The following is a 17,594-nucleotide window of genomic DNA, read 5'->3' as shown; positions in this document are numbered from 1 at the left end:
TTCAATTTTTACGCTTATTGAAAGTAAAACAACTTGCCTTGTTACAACTTAATTTTTTACAAACAGTGTTGATTAAGGATCATTTAATGTGCAGGGCTTGCAGCAAATTTACAAAAAAATAATTAAAATAATTCTGAAGCTCAAATATATTGTATTGACTATTTGGCCTTATTAGAGTTGCTTATATAAAAATGTAAATGTTAGTTATATGCTTTAATATAATATTGAACATGATATTTTATATCTATTAATAATGATTATAAAAGTTAAGAATCTTTTCTTTAGTTGGAAAATATGTATTAATTAAGATCAAATAAAAGACATTGTTAAAAGCAAAGAACGATATTAGTAAAAATCAAAAAATCGGGGGGTATATATCTTTTAAAAAGGTGTTATTTAATATAATTATATAATTTAAAATATAACTTAAACAATTTTAAAGTGTTTATGTCTTTTAAATGGGCCAATTTATTTTTTAATTTTTTGACGTGATTTTTTTATATCGAGTCATACTGTGAACACACTTCAGCAGCTTTGTTTACCCCAAACATTTTTAATTGCGTATTTTCTATTTAACCAATAGTACAGCTTTTTTGTGCTCTTTAGAGCTTAAGATTTAGAAATAGTGGTGTATGTTCTAAGAATTAGGTAAATTCTAATTTTATATAAAGATAAGTTGATTTTAATTTTAAATTGAGCCATTTACAATTGTAGGCCTTAAAGATCTTCTTGTATAAGAGAGAGAATTTCTTTAAGCTCTAGTATTAGGTTTTATTTAGTAGTTTTTTTAAAACGACAGTTGGAATCCGTTTATTCCAATCTCAAAATTAGGTTCAAAGCCCGCAATATCAATTCCGAGTCTTTTTTTAAGATTTGTATTATGTTTATTTGTAAATGTAATAATAAGTGATGTTATGTGGGATGCTATAATCGTGCCTACTCCTATCGTTGTTATTATGTGCCCGATTGTTGCTTTTGCTTCATCATCTGTATGGCCAAGAATATTTCCAGCTATACAAAGTATTCCTCCTAATAACTGAGTTCCAAGCACTGCGCCACCACCAATATAATCTCCTTGGACAAAGGATCCTATTCCTAAAGTCAAAAATAAATTCAAAAGGAATGGTGCTAGTATAGTTGCTTGTTCGCTTTGATATTTCATAATAGTTTCAATATTCCCAACACTTTTTTCAAGCTTATCTTATGTTGCAAAGATTTGTATTGTTAAGCTAAAAATTAATATCAATGTTAAAATTTTTTTCATATTGATATTCCCTCCCAATAAATTTTATAATTTATATTATCAATAAATATTAGTGTAATTTTTCAAAAACTTTCAAAGAATACTTGAGCTATAATTTCTATGAAATTTGGGTTAATAAGATGATTTTGTTAACAAATAGGCTTATTTTGGTTCTGGAGCATGTTTTTTAATGATATTAATAGGGTTTATTATTAAAAGTTAGCTCATGTGTCACATATGATTGAGTATGAGATACTAAAAATAGTATGAATATGGGCGCCAATCAAGCTTATAAGCGCAGAATATATTCTAGCGCCAATCGAAAGAAATTTTTCAAAAGTATTTGGATTTGTAAGATTTTTGTATAACAAAATGTTAAGTGATGAGAGGGATTATTATGAAAAAAATAAGAAAAGCCTCATTCTTAATCCAAGTAAGCATAAAAGTAGAATTTTCATTTTTAGGGGAATTGATAGTTTAACTCTTTGTAATTTTCAACTTGAATTAAACTCTACATATAATAAATTTTTTCAGAGAAATTAAACAAAGGAGAACAGGCTTAAAAAATATCAAAGGAAACTATTTAAAAAACAAAAAGAGGGCTTATTAATAGGGATAAATCTAGATTAAGAGTTGCCAAGTTGCATAAGAAAATTTCAAATCAAAGAAAAGTCTTTTTGATAAATTGCTTTTTTACTTTGTGGATAATAATTATAAAAACATAACAATAGAGACCGTAGTAATTAAAGACATTCAGAAAGGAATGTTTGGAAAAACATTAATGATTGAGGAGGTTATGAATTTGGGGGACGATTATCGTATAAATCGAGTGGCACGAATCTTCTTTGAATAAGTAGATAGATATTCTCCATAAAGTGCACTATGTAGTAATTGCGGTATTAAAATATGACTCTAAAATTAAGTTATACTATTGAGGATTTGCAGTAGTTGTAGCACTTTGTATGATAGAGATATAAATGCAACTCTAAATCTTAAGGCGTATTCTTATAAAGAAATAAAAACTAAAGTAAGAATTGCCTGAAGTAAAGCTTGCGGGATTATTCTCTGGTGGACAACCGTTCTTGTAGAGATAAAAAGCTGGCACTGAATAAAGTAAAAAGCTATTTATAATCTTTGTTTTGGAAATAGTAGTTAACAACATAAGACCTATCTTTAATAAAAGATAGGTCTTTGCATTATAACAATTTCAATATATAAATTGAAGGTTCTTTATTGAGCATATGTCATTTTTTAGCTTTAGTGCTTCTTCTGTTTTTTGTCATTTGATTGAAAAGTGTGTCTGCATAAGATTTAAGTTCATTTTCATCTGTTTGTATGCGATTTGTATTATTTAGATAGTCTAATAAGAGTTTATGCATCATTTCTGAAGCGATTTTTTTCTCTCTAAAAATTTTCCAAAGAATCTTTAAGCTTTTTTAAAACCGAAGTCCCTAATTTTCCTAGGTTGTCTTTTTTTGGGATAGAAGAAATCAACCATCTCTTCAAAAGCATTCCCAAGGGAGTTAAGGATGTTAAATATGCCTTGTGTTTGTCCTGATGCCATTACAATTTCTGAAAAATTCTTTAAGGCATCATCATTAATAGTATTTAAGATGCTATAAACCCGTTTTCTATAGGCTTTAGATTTTTCGGTATTTGAGGATAACTGTTCACCTGTTCCGTCTAGCCAGAACAAATCTTTGAAAGCCAGTATTCCATATTGGCTTAAAGATTCTTCTTTTAACTTTTGTACATATTGAGCATTATCTTTTTTAGCTGTTTATATTAAATTTCTTAAATCATTAAGCAGTGCGTTTTCTGTTTTTTTATTAATGTCTTCTTCTTTTTTGTAGTTTGCTTCTTGATTTAGGACTTCTTTTTGATTTAAGCTTGTTTTTGTTTTAGGCTTTAATCCTTTTTTATTGAATTTTACTCTTTTTTTACTAGATTGATACTTTATATTTTTTTGATTAGTGTTAAAATCTGGATTGTAGGCTAAAAATAGAAAAACAAATAAACTCGCAATAATGTTATATTTCATAAATATTCTTCTTAATTAAAATCTTAAATTTAAAATCCAATATTAAATATAAAACAATATTAAATTAAATCTAATATAATATCTTATTTAATTTAGAATAATAAAACAGTGTAAGAATCATGACAATATTTTTATTGTGAGAAGTTTTATATTATTTTTATATGTGTTTTATTAATTTTTTTATTAAGTGTAATTATTATGCTCTTATAATATTAATTTTTATAGAATAATTCTTATTTGGTGGTCTATGGATATTCTTTAAATAATATTTTTATTTTATAAAAATATTATTTAGATACTTAATTTCTATAAATCAATATAATATTTGGTGTTTAACAAGTCTTGATAAAAGATAAAATTGATGTAAACTTGCGTATTATGTTTATTTGTACTAATACAAGCATCTTAGTAGAACTTTTTAAGTTTAGCAATAATAGTGTTTTGATAAACTTATATAGTTTATTTTGGTATTAAGATGGGCAAGGAGTATATATGAAGACTTTGTTTGGAATTTGTATAATAATATTGGCCGTAGCTTTATTGGGTTGTTATTTACCCTATAAACAAGAGCAAGCCGTTAAAGCTTTTTTTGACAATTTTAATAATTTAGAAAATTGTGGCATGCATGCTGATGATATTATTATTACTGAAGGCAAATTTTCTAATTTAAAATTATATGCAGCTGAACATCGTTTACTGGATGATATAGAGAAGACTCTCTTTAGCTTAAAAGATGGTAGTTATCCCGACGTACCCCCATTGCTTGACTATAATGAGAACTATTTCAATAAATTCTTTTTAGATTTAGGCTCTGAGCGATCTAGAGAATTGATTAGATTATTTAGTAGAGTAAAAAATGATCATAATAATAGATTTAAAGGTGAAGTTTATTGGTTGTATTCATGTATAAGGGAATTATATTCTCCAGATATTAAGTATTCTGGTGAAAATTCATATGAATATAATGTTGTTGTGTCCAAGCCGACTATTGATCAACAATATTTTAAGTTGAAGAAAGAAATAGAAAGGATACTTTAAGATGATTAATATCATCTATTAATTTTAAGGTAATTTTTAGTATTAGTGTTTTTATTCTATGTAAAAACTAATTGATTAATAAATAAAGATTATAATGCTAAAACTAACAGCATTTTGCGTGTGTTTTGTTTTTAATATTGTGTTTGCTTTGTATTTTATTATTTATAATTTTTTTGATAAAAAAATGAAAATCATAGAATAGAAATTAAAAAAACAGGAATAAAACATACGGATTTTATAAATAGAAAAATTAAGTTTTTATAAAAGATATTATAAAACTAATTTATAAATAAGCACATTTACTAATCCCAATTTTTTACAATATTATAATCAAATAGAAAATAATAAAAAGTATAAATGATAAAAGTAACCAAGCGAGAAATATTGTTTGCTTTATATAAGTACCTTATAAATACTTTAAATGTTTTAAAAATTATTTATGCTCCAAAGTTTTTGAATTTTTAAATAATAAACATTAAGAATCTAATTCACAAGTGAAATATCCTATTATTAGGATGAGTAAATTTGGTAAAATTAATCAAGGATATATAGAATAAATTCTAAAAAAAGTTTAATTTTTAATAAATATTAAATTTTTTTTAAAAAAATAGTAAATATTAAATCAAATTAAACATTTATTTATACTTATTATAAATAAATATGAAATTATATAAAGGAGAGCATTTATGAAATACCATATAATTGCAACTATTTTTGGCTTGCAGGCCAGATTCTAGCACCAATCAAGACGATAGTGAGTATCCATCTAATAAGCTCTACTAGCATAGAAGAAGACCTAAATATAAAAACAAAGAATTCACTACTTAATCATTTAAGAGATTCAATAGAAACAACTTATGCATATAAAGGAAAATATATAAAAGAAATGGAAAAAGAACCCGAAGATCAGTACGGAATGGCAGCTTTCAAGAGATTGAATTGGGGAGGGGGTACTGAAGGGATATCTGACAATACCGAAAGATCTGCAAGATTTAGAAGACATACCTATACTATTTTAAGTGCCCTGGATATTGATGAATTAAAGGAATTCTCAGATATTATTGTTACAAATAAAAGAGTGCCCTTAGAAGATATATTTAACGCTTTTAGTGATCTTGGAGGCGTTATTGACATAGTAAGTGACCACTTGTATTCCAAAAAAGATAAGCTAAATAAACTAGATATTGCGGACTTAAAGACACTTAAAAATTCTTTTGACAAAATATTATCTACAGTAGAAAGTGTCTCAGTAATGTCAAAACAACTTATATTAGATTATGAAAATAATAAAGATTTTATAAAAACAGATACTAATGAGCTTGAATCTTATTTAATGAAACTTGGCAATCAATTTAAAGAAAAAGCTGACGAAGCAGAAAAGCTACAAGAGTTTATAATGTCAACATATAGCTTTAATGTTTAGCTTTTTTAATTTATTAACAATAATTTAAGCTTATATATTTAAGCTTATATGGAAAAAATATTTTAATTATTTGAGCAACTATTACTGTTGTTATTAATATTATTTTTGGTTTAAAAATTCTTATACTATTTTTACTAGATATATATAATTCCTTCTCATCCTATGTTAGAAAAATTCAATTCAGGAACCCACGAAATAAACCTTTTTAGAATATTATTTAAATGCAAATATAGTAAATGATGATTTTGATTATATTTTGTTAGATACTTCTCCTGGTTCAAATTTTCTTTTAAAGAATGCTTTAAATACTGCAAATTATATTGTAATTCCAGTTCGATCAGAGATGTAGTCAATAGAAAGTTTTAACATTTTAATTAATGTTATTAATGATATTACAAGATATAGAAAGAAAATATACAATATTTCTATTGTAGAAAACCAGTTTATAAAAAATAGAAATATTCTTAAAGAAGTAGAAGGCTTGATTTATAAAAAATACAAAAAATATCAAAGGCAAGATACATTTTTATAATAGTATAAAAATTCTTATAAACAAAAGATTAGAACCGTCTTAAAAAGAAATATATTATAAAGAAATCAAAGAAACTTTGAAAAACATTTTTTTTATAGTTAAAATTTGTGCTGACTATAATATTACTTATAGAGAGGGGTCGTATGGTAGTGGACGGGTAATTTATGTTAAAAATAAAAAATAGGAGTAAAAATGGGAAAAAAGAAAATAAAAAGAAAGCAACTTTATATAAAAGAGCTGAAACCCAAATAGAAGAAGTAGATAGTAATCAAGGCTTTGAGTTAAGAAATTACAATGGATTAAAAGAACATTTAGAATTTAATTTAAAATTAGATATTGATATTAAAATTCAAAGAATGAAAATTATACACGAAATTAAGCAAAAAAATCTTTATAAATATGATGGTTTTTACAGTTTTGAGCAGTTTAATAAGTCTTATGTAATTTCTAAAAGCCAGGCGTATATATATAAATTTATCAGGAAGTTTTCGAGGGGAATATTATCTATTGAAAAAGTTAAAGAAATGGGTCTTTCGGTTGTATATAAAAATATAATAAAAAAACAAATTGTCATATGCATATAGAGAAGATGGAGAAGAAGATTGTGATAGTCCAAAAAAATAAAAAAGTTAGAAGAAGAATCTAAATATAATAAAAAAGAATAATGAAATTTTAGTTAAAGTCAGGGTATGATAGATTTAAGGAATCTTATTCCAAAGATCAAGTATACTGCACATTGTCATTATTATTTAAATAATGAATTAATGTAATAATATTGCAAATATTGGTTGTTACTTATTTTAAATCCTTTTTTACAATTTATTTGTTATTATAAGATTAATCAAAGTGATAATTCCTATTATTAACTAATGAAGTTGTGGTAATTGCTGATCTCTAGATTTAATAAATACTTTTTAATATTTTTTTGTATAAAGTATTATGGCAATTCCAACACATAACTTAAAGGCTATTTGACATTATTAAATATATCTTTACTTCCATGTAGTATGCTTCTCTAATTTTTTTATTCATTTGGTAGCAAATTGTTTTTGCATAAGATCCAAGCTTATTTATATCTGTTTTTAGATTTTAATTGTTTTGATAATCTAGTAAAAGTTGGTATGGTATTTTTGAGGCTATTTGTTTTGCATATAAAAATTGTTCAAACAGATTTTTAATCTTCTTTAAATTTGGAATCATCAGCGCTTTTGGATTTTCTTTTTTGGAATGTAAGCAAAAAATTACGTCTTCAAAAATAACCCCAATGTTGTTAAGGGCGTTATACCCTCAGCATTTGGGATTATGTTGTTAGCATTTCTGAAAAGTTCTTTAATTTATTATTATCAATAGCTAGGGTAATGTTTATTCTAAAGATTTGGATTCTGCATTTGCCCCAAGCCTTTATAAAAAATTGTCTCTCAATTTTTTACAGTTCTTTTTTGACAAATCCTACACACTATTAATTGTTCCATGCTTAAGTCACAAGAAACTTTTGTATATTTGTTTTTCAGCCAATTTTTTTGTAAAACTAACCAATTTCTATAATTTATCCACGTACTAAATATACTGGACATAAATCAAGGCCAAATAACAGAATATTCTCTCATCCAATGCGTCGGCTGAAATTCCAAGGCTATTTCAATTTTCTTTTTTTGATGTAAACAATCTAATTAGTTTACAGTGAGTAATATATAATAATAACTATTATTAGTAGCAATAGTGTCGGCTATACTAAACAGTTTCTTTTATTATATTAAAGTCTTAATTAATGAGCTAAAAGAACCCAATATTGAGGCAATGTATTATAAAGAAGTTCAGGAAGCATTATAAAAATACTAAAAGTATGCTAAACACACTTTTTTGAAAATAAAGTAGGGAATAATGTCTAGGAAAGAGTGAAAGAAAATTATTCTAAATAATGGGAAAAACTGGTGTTAATCAATTTAAAAATTGTTATGATAAAGATGATTAAATAGAGTACGAAAGTTATAAAAATCAAATAAGAAGAATTACTATAAATAAAGTAAATAATAAAATTGAATTAATGGAGATTTTATATAAAATAAGGACTAAAAAACTTTATCAATTTGATGGATACAAAAAATTTGAAGATTTTCTTAAAAAATTTGTCATAGCCAGGAGTCAGGCATTCGTATATTTAAGACTTTATAAGAAAGTATTGTCGGGTGATTTAAAAGTAGAGGAAATTAAGCAATTCGGATTTGTGGAAACATATAAGAGAATTAAGAAATCCAACATAGATAAAAGCGGGGTAAAAGAAAATTCAATAAAGATAGTAAGATTTAAACTAAAAATTGGGAAAGTTCTAATTTTTATGGTAAAAATGTCAAATTTACTAATTGCTTTTTAGATAGGGTTTTTACAGATAAAAAAGATTTATTAAAAGCGTTTACGAAAGAGTATAAAAGTTTGCAGGGCTAGCCAAAAGGAATACCCTTTGAAATTTGTTGTGGATGATTGTTATCGGTGGAATTATTATTCATTTAATGATTTTCTAAATAATTTTAGTGTTCAATTTTTAAAGGCTTTAAGTCTTGTTTGAAAACCCTTAAAAATAATTTTTAGTAAGTCCCGAATTTGAAGCGCTATTTTGTATAATAGAGATGTAAATGCAATCTTAAATTTTGTTCCTATAAGGAATAAAAACTAAGACAGAGATTGCCTGAAGTAAAAGCATTTGTAGATCATACTTTGTTGTATGGCCGTTCTAAAATAATCTACAAAGCTATCATGGAACGAAACAAGAGCTATTTTTATAATTTTTGATTTAGAAATACGAGGTTTGAATATACTTTTTACTATATTTATTAGAGGATTTTTCAGTATAAATAAGGCAATATTTAGACTAAAAAAAATTGCCGATAAAACCCATTTACCCAAATATATAGGATTATAGTTTTTAAATTGTTAATAAATTTAAATGACTAAACTTTTAAAATTTATTAATTGATAATATGATCGTTTTTAGCTTTTCTGCGTCTTTAACTTTTTCTGCAAATTGATTGCAAAATGTATCCACATGAGATTCAAGATTATCGAAATCTGTTTTTATAGAATTTTTATCATTTTGGTAATCTAATAAGAGTTGTTTTGACATTTTTGAGACAATTTCTATTATAGATAATATTTTTTCAAGAGAATTTTTAAGCTTTTCTAGATCTGAAGTGTCTAGTTTGTCTAGAGTATCTTTTTTAGGGTATAAATGATCAGTTACTTCTTCAAGAATATCTCCAAGGTCTGTAAAGAACTCAAAAATTCTGGCTGGATCGTCAAGCCGCCTTGTCACAGCCGAAAATATCTTTAATTCATTAGTATCAATAGCAACATTTAAAATAGTATAAACTTGTTTTCTATATTTTATAGATCTTTCGGTATTGCTGGATAAACGTTCTTTTGGATCCGAGTCCCATCTTATATACTGAAAAACCGTCATTCCATATTTATCCGAAGGTTCTTCCATTTTTATATATTTTTCTTTATGTGCGTTAGCTGTTTCTATTAAGTTGGTTAAATTATTAAGTAGTGTATTTGTTGTTTTTTTATTTAGGTCTTCTTTTTGAGTGGGACTCGCATCTGTTTTAGGGTTTAATGTCCCTTTATTAGGGGTAACTGGATAACAAGCATTTAAAAATAGAAAAACAAATATGTATACAATTATATGATGTTTCATAAATATTCTCCTTGAATATGAGTCATTCTTTCTTTATTATAATTAAATAATTAATTTGATTCAATATATAATAGTATATTAATACTATTATATATTGAATAATTTATTAATATTATTAAATATATGGATGAAACAATTATATTGTCACGCCTGTTCCAAGCGCTATGAAATAAAATAAATTTTTAAAAGCTCAAAATGTTATAAAACATCTGAAATAATTGTAATAAATATAAATATTATTTATAGTAGAGGGTCGTATGATAGTGGAAGGGTAATTTATGTTAAAATTAAAGAATAGGAGTAAAAATGGAAAAAAAGAAAATAGAAAGGAAGTGACTTTATATAAAAGAGTTGAAACCCAAATAGAAAAAGTAAATAGTAATCAAGATTGTGAATTAAAAAATTACAATGAATTAAAAGAACAGTTAGAATTTAATTTAAAATTAGATATTGATAGTAAAATTCAAAGAATGAAAATTCTACACGAAATTGAGCAAAAAAATCTTTATAAAATATGATGGTTTTCCCAGTTTTGAACAGTTTATTAAGTCTTATGTAATTACTAAAAGCTGAGTATATATATATTTATTTAAAAATTTATCAAGAAATTTTAGAGGGGAATATTTCTATTGAAAAAAGTTAAAGAAATGGGTCTTTCGGCTGTATATAAAAATATACTAAAAAACAAATCGTAATATGCATATAAAGAAGATAGAGAAGAAGATTATGATAGTCTAAATATACCTATTAGATTTTTAATAAAAGATAAAGAAGCTCATGATTTTTGTAAAAGAGATGTCAAAAGAGCGTCTTTTATTTTAGAAGGAATTATTAAAGATAAAAAAGAATATCTTGGAGGGTCTTATGATGGAATATGAAAATAAAAAAAAGATAAAAATATAAATTAAGCTATTAATTTATTTTATATAATATATTTTCATTAATTTGAATGATAATATAGATACTTTCCTCTATATTATACTGAATCGGTGTAAGTGTGCCTATAACAGGCTTTTTTGTTTACTAAATTTCAATCTCTAAAATATCATTTTACTTTATTGTGTTAAGCTTATTTTTATAAGTTATTAAGTTTATTTGTTAAAAGAAAATTAAAATGATGAAAAGGAATCTACTAATAGTGATATTAAAATAAATTTGAGGCAAAGTATAAGTTTTGTAAATAGATAAAAATCACATCTCATGGCGTTTATGCAAAAATCAATATTTTTATTTAATTTATAAAAGAAATATTAAATGAAATTTCAATAAAATCTGACAAGCAAAAAGACTATGTTAGTGTTCATATTCTAAATAGAATTAAATATTTAATATTTAATTCTATTTTATTGTTTTATCTTTTATATATAAAAAAATATAGGAGGGGCTTATGATCTCATCTAGAAAGATAAAAGAGTATAGAAGTAAGTATAGGTACAAAGAAGTTAAATTGAGAGCGCAGAGATAAATACTTTTTTAAGTATCAGCAATATTGTTAATATGAGGATAGGCACCTTATTCTGTATATGAAATAATATAATCCATGGAAAATAGAATATATTATTTCAAACGAAGAATGATGATCTATCTTCATTTTAACAGTATTGAAAAGGTTTAAAAATTCGCGGATTTCTGTACTTATTTTAATTTCCTTGTCTTTATATCCAGCTTCATAATTTTTTTAAATTTTTAGATGAAAGCATAAACTCCCACTTTTCCACTCTTTTTGTGGATATAAAAACAAAAATCTTTACGATATTCTTAAGCATTGTGTGAAACTATGCAATTCAAAATATAATAAAACATATAATAAAACTATTAATTCCAATTTTTCATAAATTGGAATTAATAAACTTTGCTATAACTCTTGGAGAGTTTTTATGTATAAAACACTTTTTTTCTATGAAAAGAATTATAGCGCTACAGCAATTTTTGTTATTATGAATAAGATAGCCAAGATAGCTCAAAGTTTTGTTAGAGCAACCGCAGCGAGTTAAAAAAATTGTAAAAAAAGTAAAAAAATTACACATAATAAAACAAAAAATAAAGAAAAGAAAATTATTGCCTTTTCTTTTCAAGATTTTGTTCAGTTTTCATTATTCATCAATAGGAAGTTTTAATTTTTTAGTTGATAAATTTGAATACTTGGCAAATATTAACCTGACAGTGTCATTAAACAACTTTATATTTAATAGTATTTCGTAGGTTTTATCTTCATTAGTTTGTTTATCTTTTATAGTAAGATAAGCAAGTATATAGTTACATTTACTTTTCTTGTAAAAAAGTTAAAAAGAATCTGTTAATGAATTGTCAAAACCCCCAAAATTATATGAATAAATGTAATTAGGTTCCTTTGAAACTTCTTTTAACCGATTCTGGCAAAACCAGTTCTATATCGTTCAAAATCAATATTTAATCCTTCAGAACTTAATTTTAAGTTCTTGACTTGGTATTTTTTTCAAACTCTTTAGTTGATTCAAATGATATTATTTTGGCTATAGGTATTTCTGCCCTAATATTTTATAATTATTGTCGTTAATGATATAGCTAATATAGCTAAACCATAAATAATTTTTGAATCGGATGGGTGAAAAAATATAAGAGTACTTAAGTCCTTCAAGATCTTTAATGAAATTGTTATGTTTATCTTTTATAGCTCTTAAATAGCCAGATTTTGCCCATGTAGCATAACCGCCTGCAAGTAATTCAAATATCTGAAAAAGGGCATTAAAAGCACCAAGTCCTGAAAAGGCTGTTGTAACTAATAAAAAACAGATACCCTTAGAACTATTCTTTTTTTAAAAAGGAAATTATTGGTGATAAAACCATGTACCATACAAGGTTGATGAATGTTTATAAGGGATGGCGGGCCTGGAAGCATAAGTTCTGTGTTTATTTTATAAATTCTCTTAACAAAGAGAGAAAATTTATTATGTTATACCCCTAAAGAAGGGAGATGCGTTTTTAGGCATATTTTACAGGTACAATAAGGTGAGAAATAATCCATTTTACAGAGATTATACTTCTGTTTGTAGTTTTTCTAAGAAAATATTTAAAACTTTTAACAAATCGTATTTTATTGAATTTAGGTTTAAAAAGGGTGGTGTGTTTTTGTATCCCCACACCATAGCATATTTGCTTAGGGATCGGAATCTCTATAATAGGGAGCATAAAAAATTACATGGACGCTTGATGGAGTTAGAAAAAGAAGTATTTAAGTTTTATGGTCGAGATTTAAATCCCGAGGGCGAGGGCATTATAACTAAGTGGATAGATATAAAATCAATCAGAAAAAGTTGAGAAAAGGGGGAATCCCAGCTTGCTTCGCAGTCTACTCCGTAGTCGACTTCGTAAATTTTGAATTTGTAATTTGTAAAACGGCTTTTGTGTTCAATATCGCTCACAACATATGTTTAGAGCAAAGTTTAAGTGTTGGGTAGTTTACATATGAAATGACAAGTAAATCTGTTTCCCAGAGGCTTTTGTCTATGAATTCGGGTGTCGAATATAATAAAGCTGATTGACGATATTAGTTTGCTAAGTAAAAGTAAGCTTGCCGCTTACCATAAATCAGCTTCTCAGGTTAGCAATTTTTCTTTCTGGATTAATAGTACTTAGGGCAAAGACATACACGAGCTAGGAGATTAAGCCAGACAAATGAAATTAGACCTTGATGTAAAAATTTGTTTTCATTGATTACATCAATTTGATTTCCGTGTCACATGATAATATTCCTCGTTTTGAGCAAGTTGCATTTTTGAGTCGTAATATACGTGCACTTGTGCTTGAACTTGAAATTCCAATAATAGTTCTATCTCAAGTTTCAAGAAGCGTTGAGGTTGTAGAATCCCGTTTAACAACTTTGGGAGAATCGGCAGCATTGCAGTGGGATACAGACATTGTAATTTTACATCAATAGAGCGAAAGACGTAAAGATCTGAATACTTTGGAAGGTAATAACACGACTAAAGTAAAAGTGATAGTTGCTAAAAATAGAAACGGTCCTATTGGAATTACAAATTTAGACTTTACTCACAAATTCATGAAATTTTCGGATTGAAATTTAGATTTGTAGATTTTGGAGATATATTGTTATTTGGCCTTGATTTGTGTTACAATGTAATTAGTGGATGTAAATTATGAAATCGGTTTTGACAACAAATATTACTGAAGAACTAATATATAAAGAGTTCCTACGATTAGGTATGAAACAACTGATAGTTCAAGATTTGTCAAAAAGATATTATCACAATGAGCTAACGTATAGAGATTTAGAAAATTTAGAAAAACAATTTGGCATAAAGTTTGACAATCTTGTTACTAAGATTGATAACGTGGAAAAGAATTTACAAAAAGACATATTCAACTTGGAGCAGAATATGACCAAAAATATGTCTATTTTAGAACAGAATATGAAAAAAGAGCTACAAATGCACAGCTAAGTTTTTTTTGAAAAGCTTAAGGTTGGCAATAGAATAATAAGTATTATTGCAGTAGTAGGTGTGCCTCTTGCTATATCCATTCTAATACCTTTTATTATGTCGTTAATTGGCAGCTATTTCAAATAGAAATTACAAAGAATTTTTTACCTTAATTAATAAAAAAGATTTTAGATATAATTCGCTTTTGCAATTTGTTAGTATTTTGATAGATTCCTAGATGTTTTAGGTTTGCGTTAATGTATAATTTTAGATTATGTAAATTTTTGTAAGACCCATTTTCATTAAAAAAATTTGAAATCAAATTTGTAATAGTAGATGTAAGCTCATTGGAGCTGTTTCTATAATAATTTAGATTACTTTGATTGAGCTTTAAAGGCGCAAATGACCTGATGTATTTGAGCTTTTGGTACAGATTTTAATACACAGGGCGTTTTAACTAAAAAGAAGTTTTGTGAATTAGAGTTGTATCTGGTTTCATGCAGTGTTTCTTTTGACTTAGCAATCAAAGAATAAATAATTTTCAGTTGTTTAGTAGTAATGCTAAAATCAAATATATTTATTTCTAATATCTTTAACTCTTTAAAAGACATATGCCGTGATACATTGCTACATTTTAAATGTATGCAAATTGTTTTCTTCCATTTAATAAAAGTTTTCTAATTAATCTATTACTTTCGTTGAAAATCACCTAACTAAGAATATTGCTAACGGCTAAGACAATGGCATTTAAATCAGCCAAAAAAACTTGAGAAGGAAAATATGAATCTAAAAACCAAAGTTAATTCCTAAAGGATAAAATATTGATTTTAAACAATATAAAAACAAATACTGCCAGAAAAAATTCTTTTACCTTTAGTTAATTAGTTAAAATGTTTTGGCTCATTTATAGCCACATTACATTCAAGGCCTTCAGAATTAGGAAATTAAATCTCAATTTTTTATGATTACATTTCCTCAAAATGTTTTTTGTTGATTAAAATTCTTTTTAGAAAATTTAATTTCCACATTTTAAAGACCACGTAAATTTTTTGTAAAAAATTATTTTTGTTTTATCATTACAGTTTGTTTACAGTTTATTATTAATAATAAACTGTAAACAAACTGTAATTTAATTTTACTCTCTTTAAAGTAATTTTACTACATTTTTTATAATTTTTATATATATATATTTAGTTTATAATAAAATTGGTTTTGGATTGTTAAAAACAATTTTAATTTTTATTAAACTTTTAATCTAAAGCATTATATTAAACTAAATATTACAAAGAATTTTCTATCTATAATGTAAGTAAATTTAGTATGAGATAAATTTATTAGTTTTGAATATGTTTTTGGGGGATATCAATAGGAGCTTTTCTATGGAAATAAGATAATGTGGTTTTTAGGTTAAAAATAATATTTAATGATATTTGTCGAAATAGCTTAAATGTTTTTTTCATAGGCTTTAGAGTATAACAAAAATGGAAAATAAATTTATTAAATTTTATTAAAAATAGATTTTTCGATGCTCTGTTGACATAGAAAAATTTGTGGTAGTAGAGGTATTAAGAATTTAACAATAGAAAAAGTGTCAGTAATTAATACTATATAATATGTTGTCTTGGGTGTATTTTTGATTTTGTTGTTTATATAGTCTAGTGTTGAGATAAGAACTATTAATTTATGTTGAACTTTATTGTGGGAATTTATAGTTATTTTTATTTTTTGAGTAATCAATCATTACATCTGCTCCTATTCGTGAATCAAAGTTTATATAAATATAAATAAATTTAATATAAAAGTATTTACTTTTAAATGTTTAGTGACTTTTTTTCTAAAATTTTATTATTAATAAGTGTCGATTTTAATTTCGATTTAGTATATAATATATTATGTTTGGGTAATTAAATGCTCAGAATGAATCAAGTGTAAAAAATAAGGGGCTGTAGCCATTTTTTAAAAGAAAATTATTATAAGCCCTTATCAATTTTGATAAGAAAGTTCTAACTTTATCAGTTATATTAAGAAACATCTTCATAATATTCTTTGATCTTCATAAAACATGTTTGTATAGGATAATCAAGTGTTTAATAAATTTAAATATATAGGCTCCTTATTGTATTTGTTAGTTGTTATTTTTATTTCTTTTTCTAGTGTATAAAGATATTTGTCTAGTTTTTCCATATCAATAATCATTTTATTAAGATATCTACTATTGCTTTGATAGATAAGACTTATTATATGTAGCTTTTATATAGCTTCTGTTATAATAAGTCTCGGCGCCTATTTTGCGTCTCTCTGTATTCTACTTGTTATAATAAGAATTATTAAGGGACAATAGGGCCTATTATTACAATTTATACTTTTAAATTTTTTCCAAAAATTGTTTATAAAGTTATCCAAAATTATTTATAATCAGTAATTATACATCCTTTAAATATATTTTTATTTTGTTAATTTTATTTGAAAATAGTTATTTATGACTTTTATGTAAAAAAGTTTTACCCTTTCGGGCTAAAGCTTGGGTTAAAATCTTATACCATTATCAAATTATTTTGGATAAAAAAATTTTTGTTTGTATAATTTTATTTTGGCTTGTTGTGGCAAGTTGTAAGCTTTTTTAAAAACCGAGACTATATTATAAAGTGTCGGCCTATTTCAAAATAAATCTTTTTCATAGGATAATTCATTTTATAATAAACCAATAGTTCATGATTGTTCTTAGTATAGAATTTGGTTATAATGTTTATTTCTTTTTCTAATTTGTAAAGGTGTTTTTTCAGTATATTTAGCGTAATAGAGATTTGATTAGCTTTTTTAAGATTTTCATTAAAGAATTTAAGTATAATTTTTGAGAATATCTACTAAATATGATATTGATAGCGTGTAGAGTTAAAACAAGGATTATAAATTTTATTGTTTGATTTAAATTATTTTCCATTAATTATATCCACAATGTGTTTTTATGATTAATAAAATAACACAAAATTTTTTGTAAAAGGAAAGATAAATTTATATTTTATAGTAAAGTGGAAAATCTTAGATTTATTATGAATTTTGCAAAAATTCTAACTTTAACCCAAAAAGGTTAAAGTGATCTAACTAAAATATCTATACTAATTCTTTCTCTTATAAACATCTTACGCTTCCGACGAAGAGGACAGTGTAGAACTCGGGGGTCGCGTGAACATTAAAAAAAAAAGACACA

At 25.2% G+C, this 17,594-nt stretch carries 11 protein-coding genes and 8 pseudogenes; 10 read left to right on the top strand and 9 right to left on the bottom strand.

Going from position 1 to position 17,594, the window contains the following annotated elements; all coding sequences use genetic code 11:
• Positions 1 to 787 precede the first annotated feature (787 nt).
• Entirely contained in the window at positions 788 to 1,162 is a 375-nt protein-coding gene (locus DB723_RS04655) for a P13 family porin (RefSeq protein ID WP_267128492.1), read from the bottom strand.
• Positions 1,163 to 1,515: 353 nt separating this feature from the next.
• On the opposite strand from DB723_RS04655, the pseudogene DB723_RS05835 reads away from it, so the two are divergent.
• Positions 1,516 to 2,285, top strand: a pseudogene (locus tag DB723_RS05835) (helix-turn-helix domain-containing protein).
• A 202-nt stretch (positions 2,286 to 2,487) separates the two neighbouring features.
• On the opposite strand, the gene DB723_RS05710 reads toward DB723_RS05835, so the two are convergent.
• The 3 genes from DB723_RS05710 to DB723_RS05510 all read right to left on the bottom strand — a co-directional run bounded on the left by DB723_RS05710 (position 2,488) and on the right by DB723_RS05510 (position 3,284).
• The gene (locus DB723_RS05710; protein ID WP_267128491.1) at positions 2,488 to 2,622 is read right to left on the bottom strand and encodes a CRASP family complement regulator-acquiring lipoprotein; all 135 of its coding nucleotides are present in this window, start codon (positions 2,620 to 2,622) and stop codon (positions 2,488 to 2,490) included.
• A gap of 47 nt (positions 2,623 to 2,669) precedes the next feature.
• On the bottom strand, positions 2,670 to 2,939 hold the full coding sequence (locus tag DB723_RS05705) for a CRASP family complement regulator-acquiring lipoprotein (protein WP_267128489.1): 270 nt from the start codon (positions 2,937 to 2,939) through the stop codon (positions 2,670 to 2,672).
• Positions 2,940 to 3,023: 84 nt separating this feature from the next.
• Positions 3,024 to 3,284 (bottom strand): hypothetical protein, encoded by a 261-nt coding sequence (locus DB723_RS05510; RefSeq protein WP_228459416.1) that lies wholly within the window; start codon positions 3,282 to 3,284, stop codon positions 3,024 to 3,026.
• 492 nt (positions 3,285 to 3,776) lie between these two features.
• Between DB723_RS05510 and DB723_RS04640 the strand changes: the two genes are divergently transcribed.
• The 4 genes and pseudogenes from DB723_RS04640 to DB723_RS04625 all read left to right on the top strand — a co-directional run bounded on the left by DB723_RS04640 (position 3,777) and on the right by DB723_RS04625 (position 6,861).
• Positions 3,777 to 4,322, top strand: a complete 546-nt coding sequence (locus DB723_RS04640) for a P52 family lipoprotein (RefSeq protein ID WP_151553050.1) — start codon at positions 3,777 to 3,779, stop codon at positions 4,320 to 4,322.
• Between the two features lie 754 nt (positions 4,323 to 5,076).
• Positions 5,077 to 5,745, top strand: coding sequence for a virulence associated lipoprotein (locus DB723_RS04635; protein ID WP_228459415.1), 669 nt, complete (start codon positions 5,077 to 5,079; stop codon positions 5,743 to 5,745).
• A 138-nt stretch (positions 5,746 to 5,883) separates the two neighbouring features.
• Positions 5,884 to 6,320 (top strand): annotated as a pseudogene (locus DB723_RS04630) (ParA family protein); the annotation flags it as partial.
• A gap of 121 nt (positions 6,321 to 6,441) precedes the next feature.
• On the top strand, positions 6,442 to 6,861 hold the full coding sequence (locus DB723_RS04625) for a chromosome replication/partitioning protein (protein WP_228459414.1): 420 nt from the start codon (positions 6,442 to 6,444) through the stop codon (positions 6,859 to 6,861).
• Between the two features lie 505 nt (positions 6,862 to 7,366).
• Here DB723_RS04625 and DB723_RS05830 read toward each other — a convergent pair.
• A pseudogene (locus DB723_RS05830) lies at positions 7,367 to 7,546 on the bottom strand (CRASP family complement regulator-acquiring lipoprotein); the annotation flags it as partial.
• A 703-nt stretch (positions 7,547 to 8,249) separates the two neighbouring features.
• On the opposite strand from DB723_RS05830, the gene DB723_RS04615 reads away from it, so the two are divergent.
• Positions 8,250 to 8,648, top strand: coding sequence for a chromosome replication/partitioning protein (locus tag DB723_RS04615; RefSeq protein ID WP_323368338.1), 399 nt, complete (start codon positions 8,250 to 8,252; stop codon positions 8,646 to 8,648).
• Between the two features lie 582 nt (positions 8,649 to 9,230).
• Here the strand turns inward: DB723_RS04615 and DB723_RS04610 are convergent.
• Positions 9,231 to 9,968, bottom strand: a complete 738-nt coding sequence (locus DB723_RS04610; RefSeq protein WP_151553048.1) for a virulence associated lipoprotein — start codon at positions 9,966 to 9,968, stop codon at positions 9,231 to 9,233.
• Positions 9,969 to 10,246: 278 nt separating this feature from the next.
• Between DB723_RS04610 and DB723_RS05825 the strand changes: the two are divergent.
• Positions 10,247 to 10,871: pseudogene (locus tag DB723_RS05825) on the top strand (chromosome replication/partitioning protein).
• A gap of 1,190 nt (positions 10,872 to 12,061) precedes the next feature.
• On the opposite strand, the pseudogene DB723_RS05495 reads toward DB723_RS05825, so the two are convergent.
• Positions 12,062 to 12,682: pseudogene (locus DB723_RS05495) on the bottom strand (S2/P23 family protein); the annotation flags it as partial.
• A 274-nt stretch (positions 12,683 to 12,956) separates the two neighbouring features.
• On the opposite strand from DB723_RS05495, the gene DB723_RS04595 reads away from it, so the two are divergent.
• The 3 genes and pseudogenes from DB723_RS04595 to bdr all read left to right on the top strand — a co-directional run bounded on the left by DB723_RS04595 (position 12,957) and on the right by bdr (position 14,533).
• The gene (locus DB723_RS04595) at positions 12,957 to 13,265 is read left to right on the top strand and encodes a DUF226 domain-containing protein (protein ID WP_267128485.1); all 309 of its coding nucleotides are present in this window, start codon (positions 12,957 to 12,959) and stop codon (positions 13,263 to 13,265) included.
• 415 nt (positions 13,266 to 13,680) lie between these two features.
• Positions 13,681 to 14,025 (top strand): annotated as a pseudogene (locus DB723_RS05490) (DnaB-like helicase C-terminal domain-containing protein).
• 79 nt (positions 14,026 to 14,104) lie between these two features.
• Positions 14,105 to 14,533 (top strand): annotated as a pseudogene (gene bdr, locus DB723_RS04585) (Bdr family repetitive protein).
• A 22-nt stretch (positions 14,534 to 14,555) separates the two neighbouring features.
• On the opposite strand, the pseudogene DB723_RS05485 reads toward bdr, so the two are convergent.
• Both DB723_RS05485 and DB723_RS05820 read right to left on the bottom strand, forming a co-directional pair.
• Positions 14,556 to 14,967, bottom strand: a pseudogene (locus DB723_RS05485) (hypothetical protein); the annotation flags it as partial.
• Between the two features lie 2,052 nt (positions 14,968 to 17,019).
• Complete coding sequence (locus tag DB723_RS05820; protein ID WP_407645345.1) at positions 17,020 to 17,232, bottom strand: plasmid maintenance protein; 213 nt, start codon at positions 17,230 to 17,232, stop codon at positions 17,020 to 17,022.
• Positions 17,233 to 17,594: the final 362 nt, after the last annotated feature.

The organism is Borrelia maritima, assembly GCF_008931845.1.
Lineage (GTDB): Bacteria > Spirochaetota > Spirochaetia > Borreliales > Borreliaceae > Borreliella > Borreliella maritima.
This window is presented reverse-complemented; position numbering and strand designations above follow the sequence as displayed.

Excerpts from the sequence above, each read along its gene's own strand:
- DB723_RS04655 (WP_267128492.1), bottom strand. The coding sequence starts at position 1,162 with ATGAAATATCAAAGCGAACAAGCAACTATACTAGCACCATTCCTTTTG.
- DB723_RS05710 (WP_267128491.1), bottom strand. The coding sequence starts at position 2,622 with ATGCATAAACTCTTATTAGACTATCTAAATAATACAAATCGCATACAA.
- DB723_RS05510 (WP_228459416.1), bottom strand. The coding sequence starts at position 3,284 with ATGAAATATAACATTATTGCGAGTTTATTTGTTTTTCTATTTTTAGCC.
- DB723_RS04640 (WP_151553050.1), top strand. The coding sequence starts at position 3,777 with ATGAAGACTTTGTTTGGAATTTGTATAATAATATTGGCCGTAGCTTTA.
- DB723_RS04625 (WP_228459414.1), top strand. The coding sequence starts at position 6,442 with ATGTTAAAAATAAAAAATAGGAGTAAAAATGGGAAAAAAGAAAATAAA.
- DB723_RS04610 (WP_151553048.1), bottom strand. The coding sequence starts at position 9,968 with ATGAAACATCATATAATTGTATACATATTTGTTTTTCTATTTTTAAAT.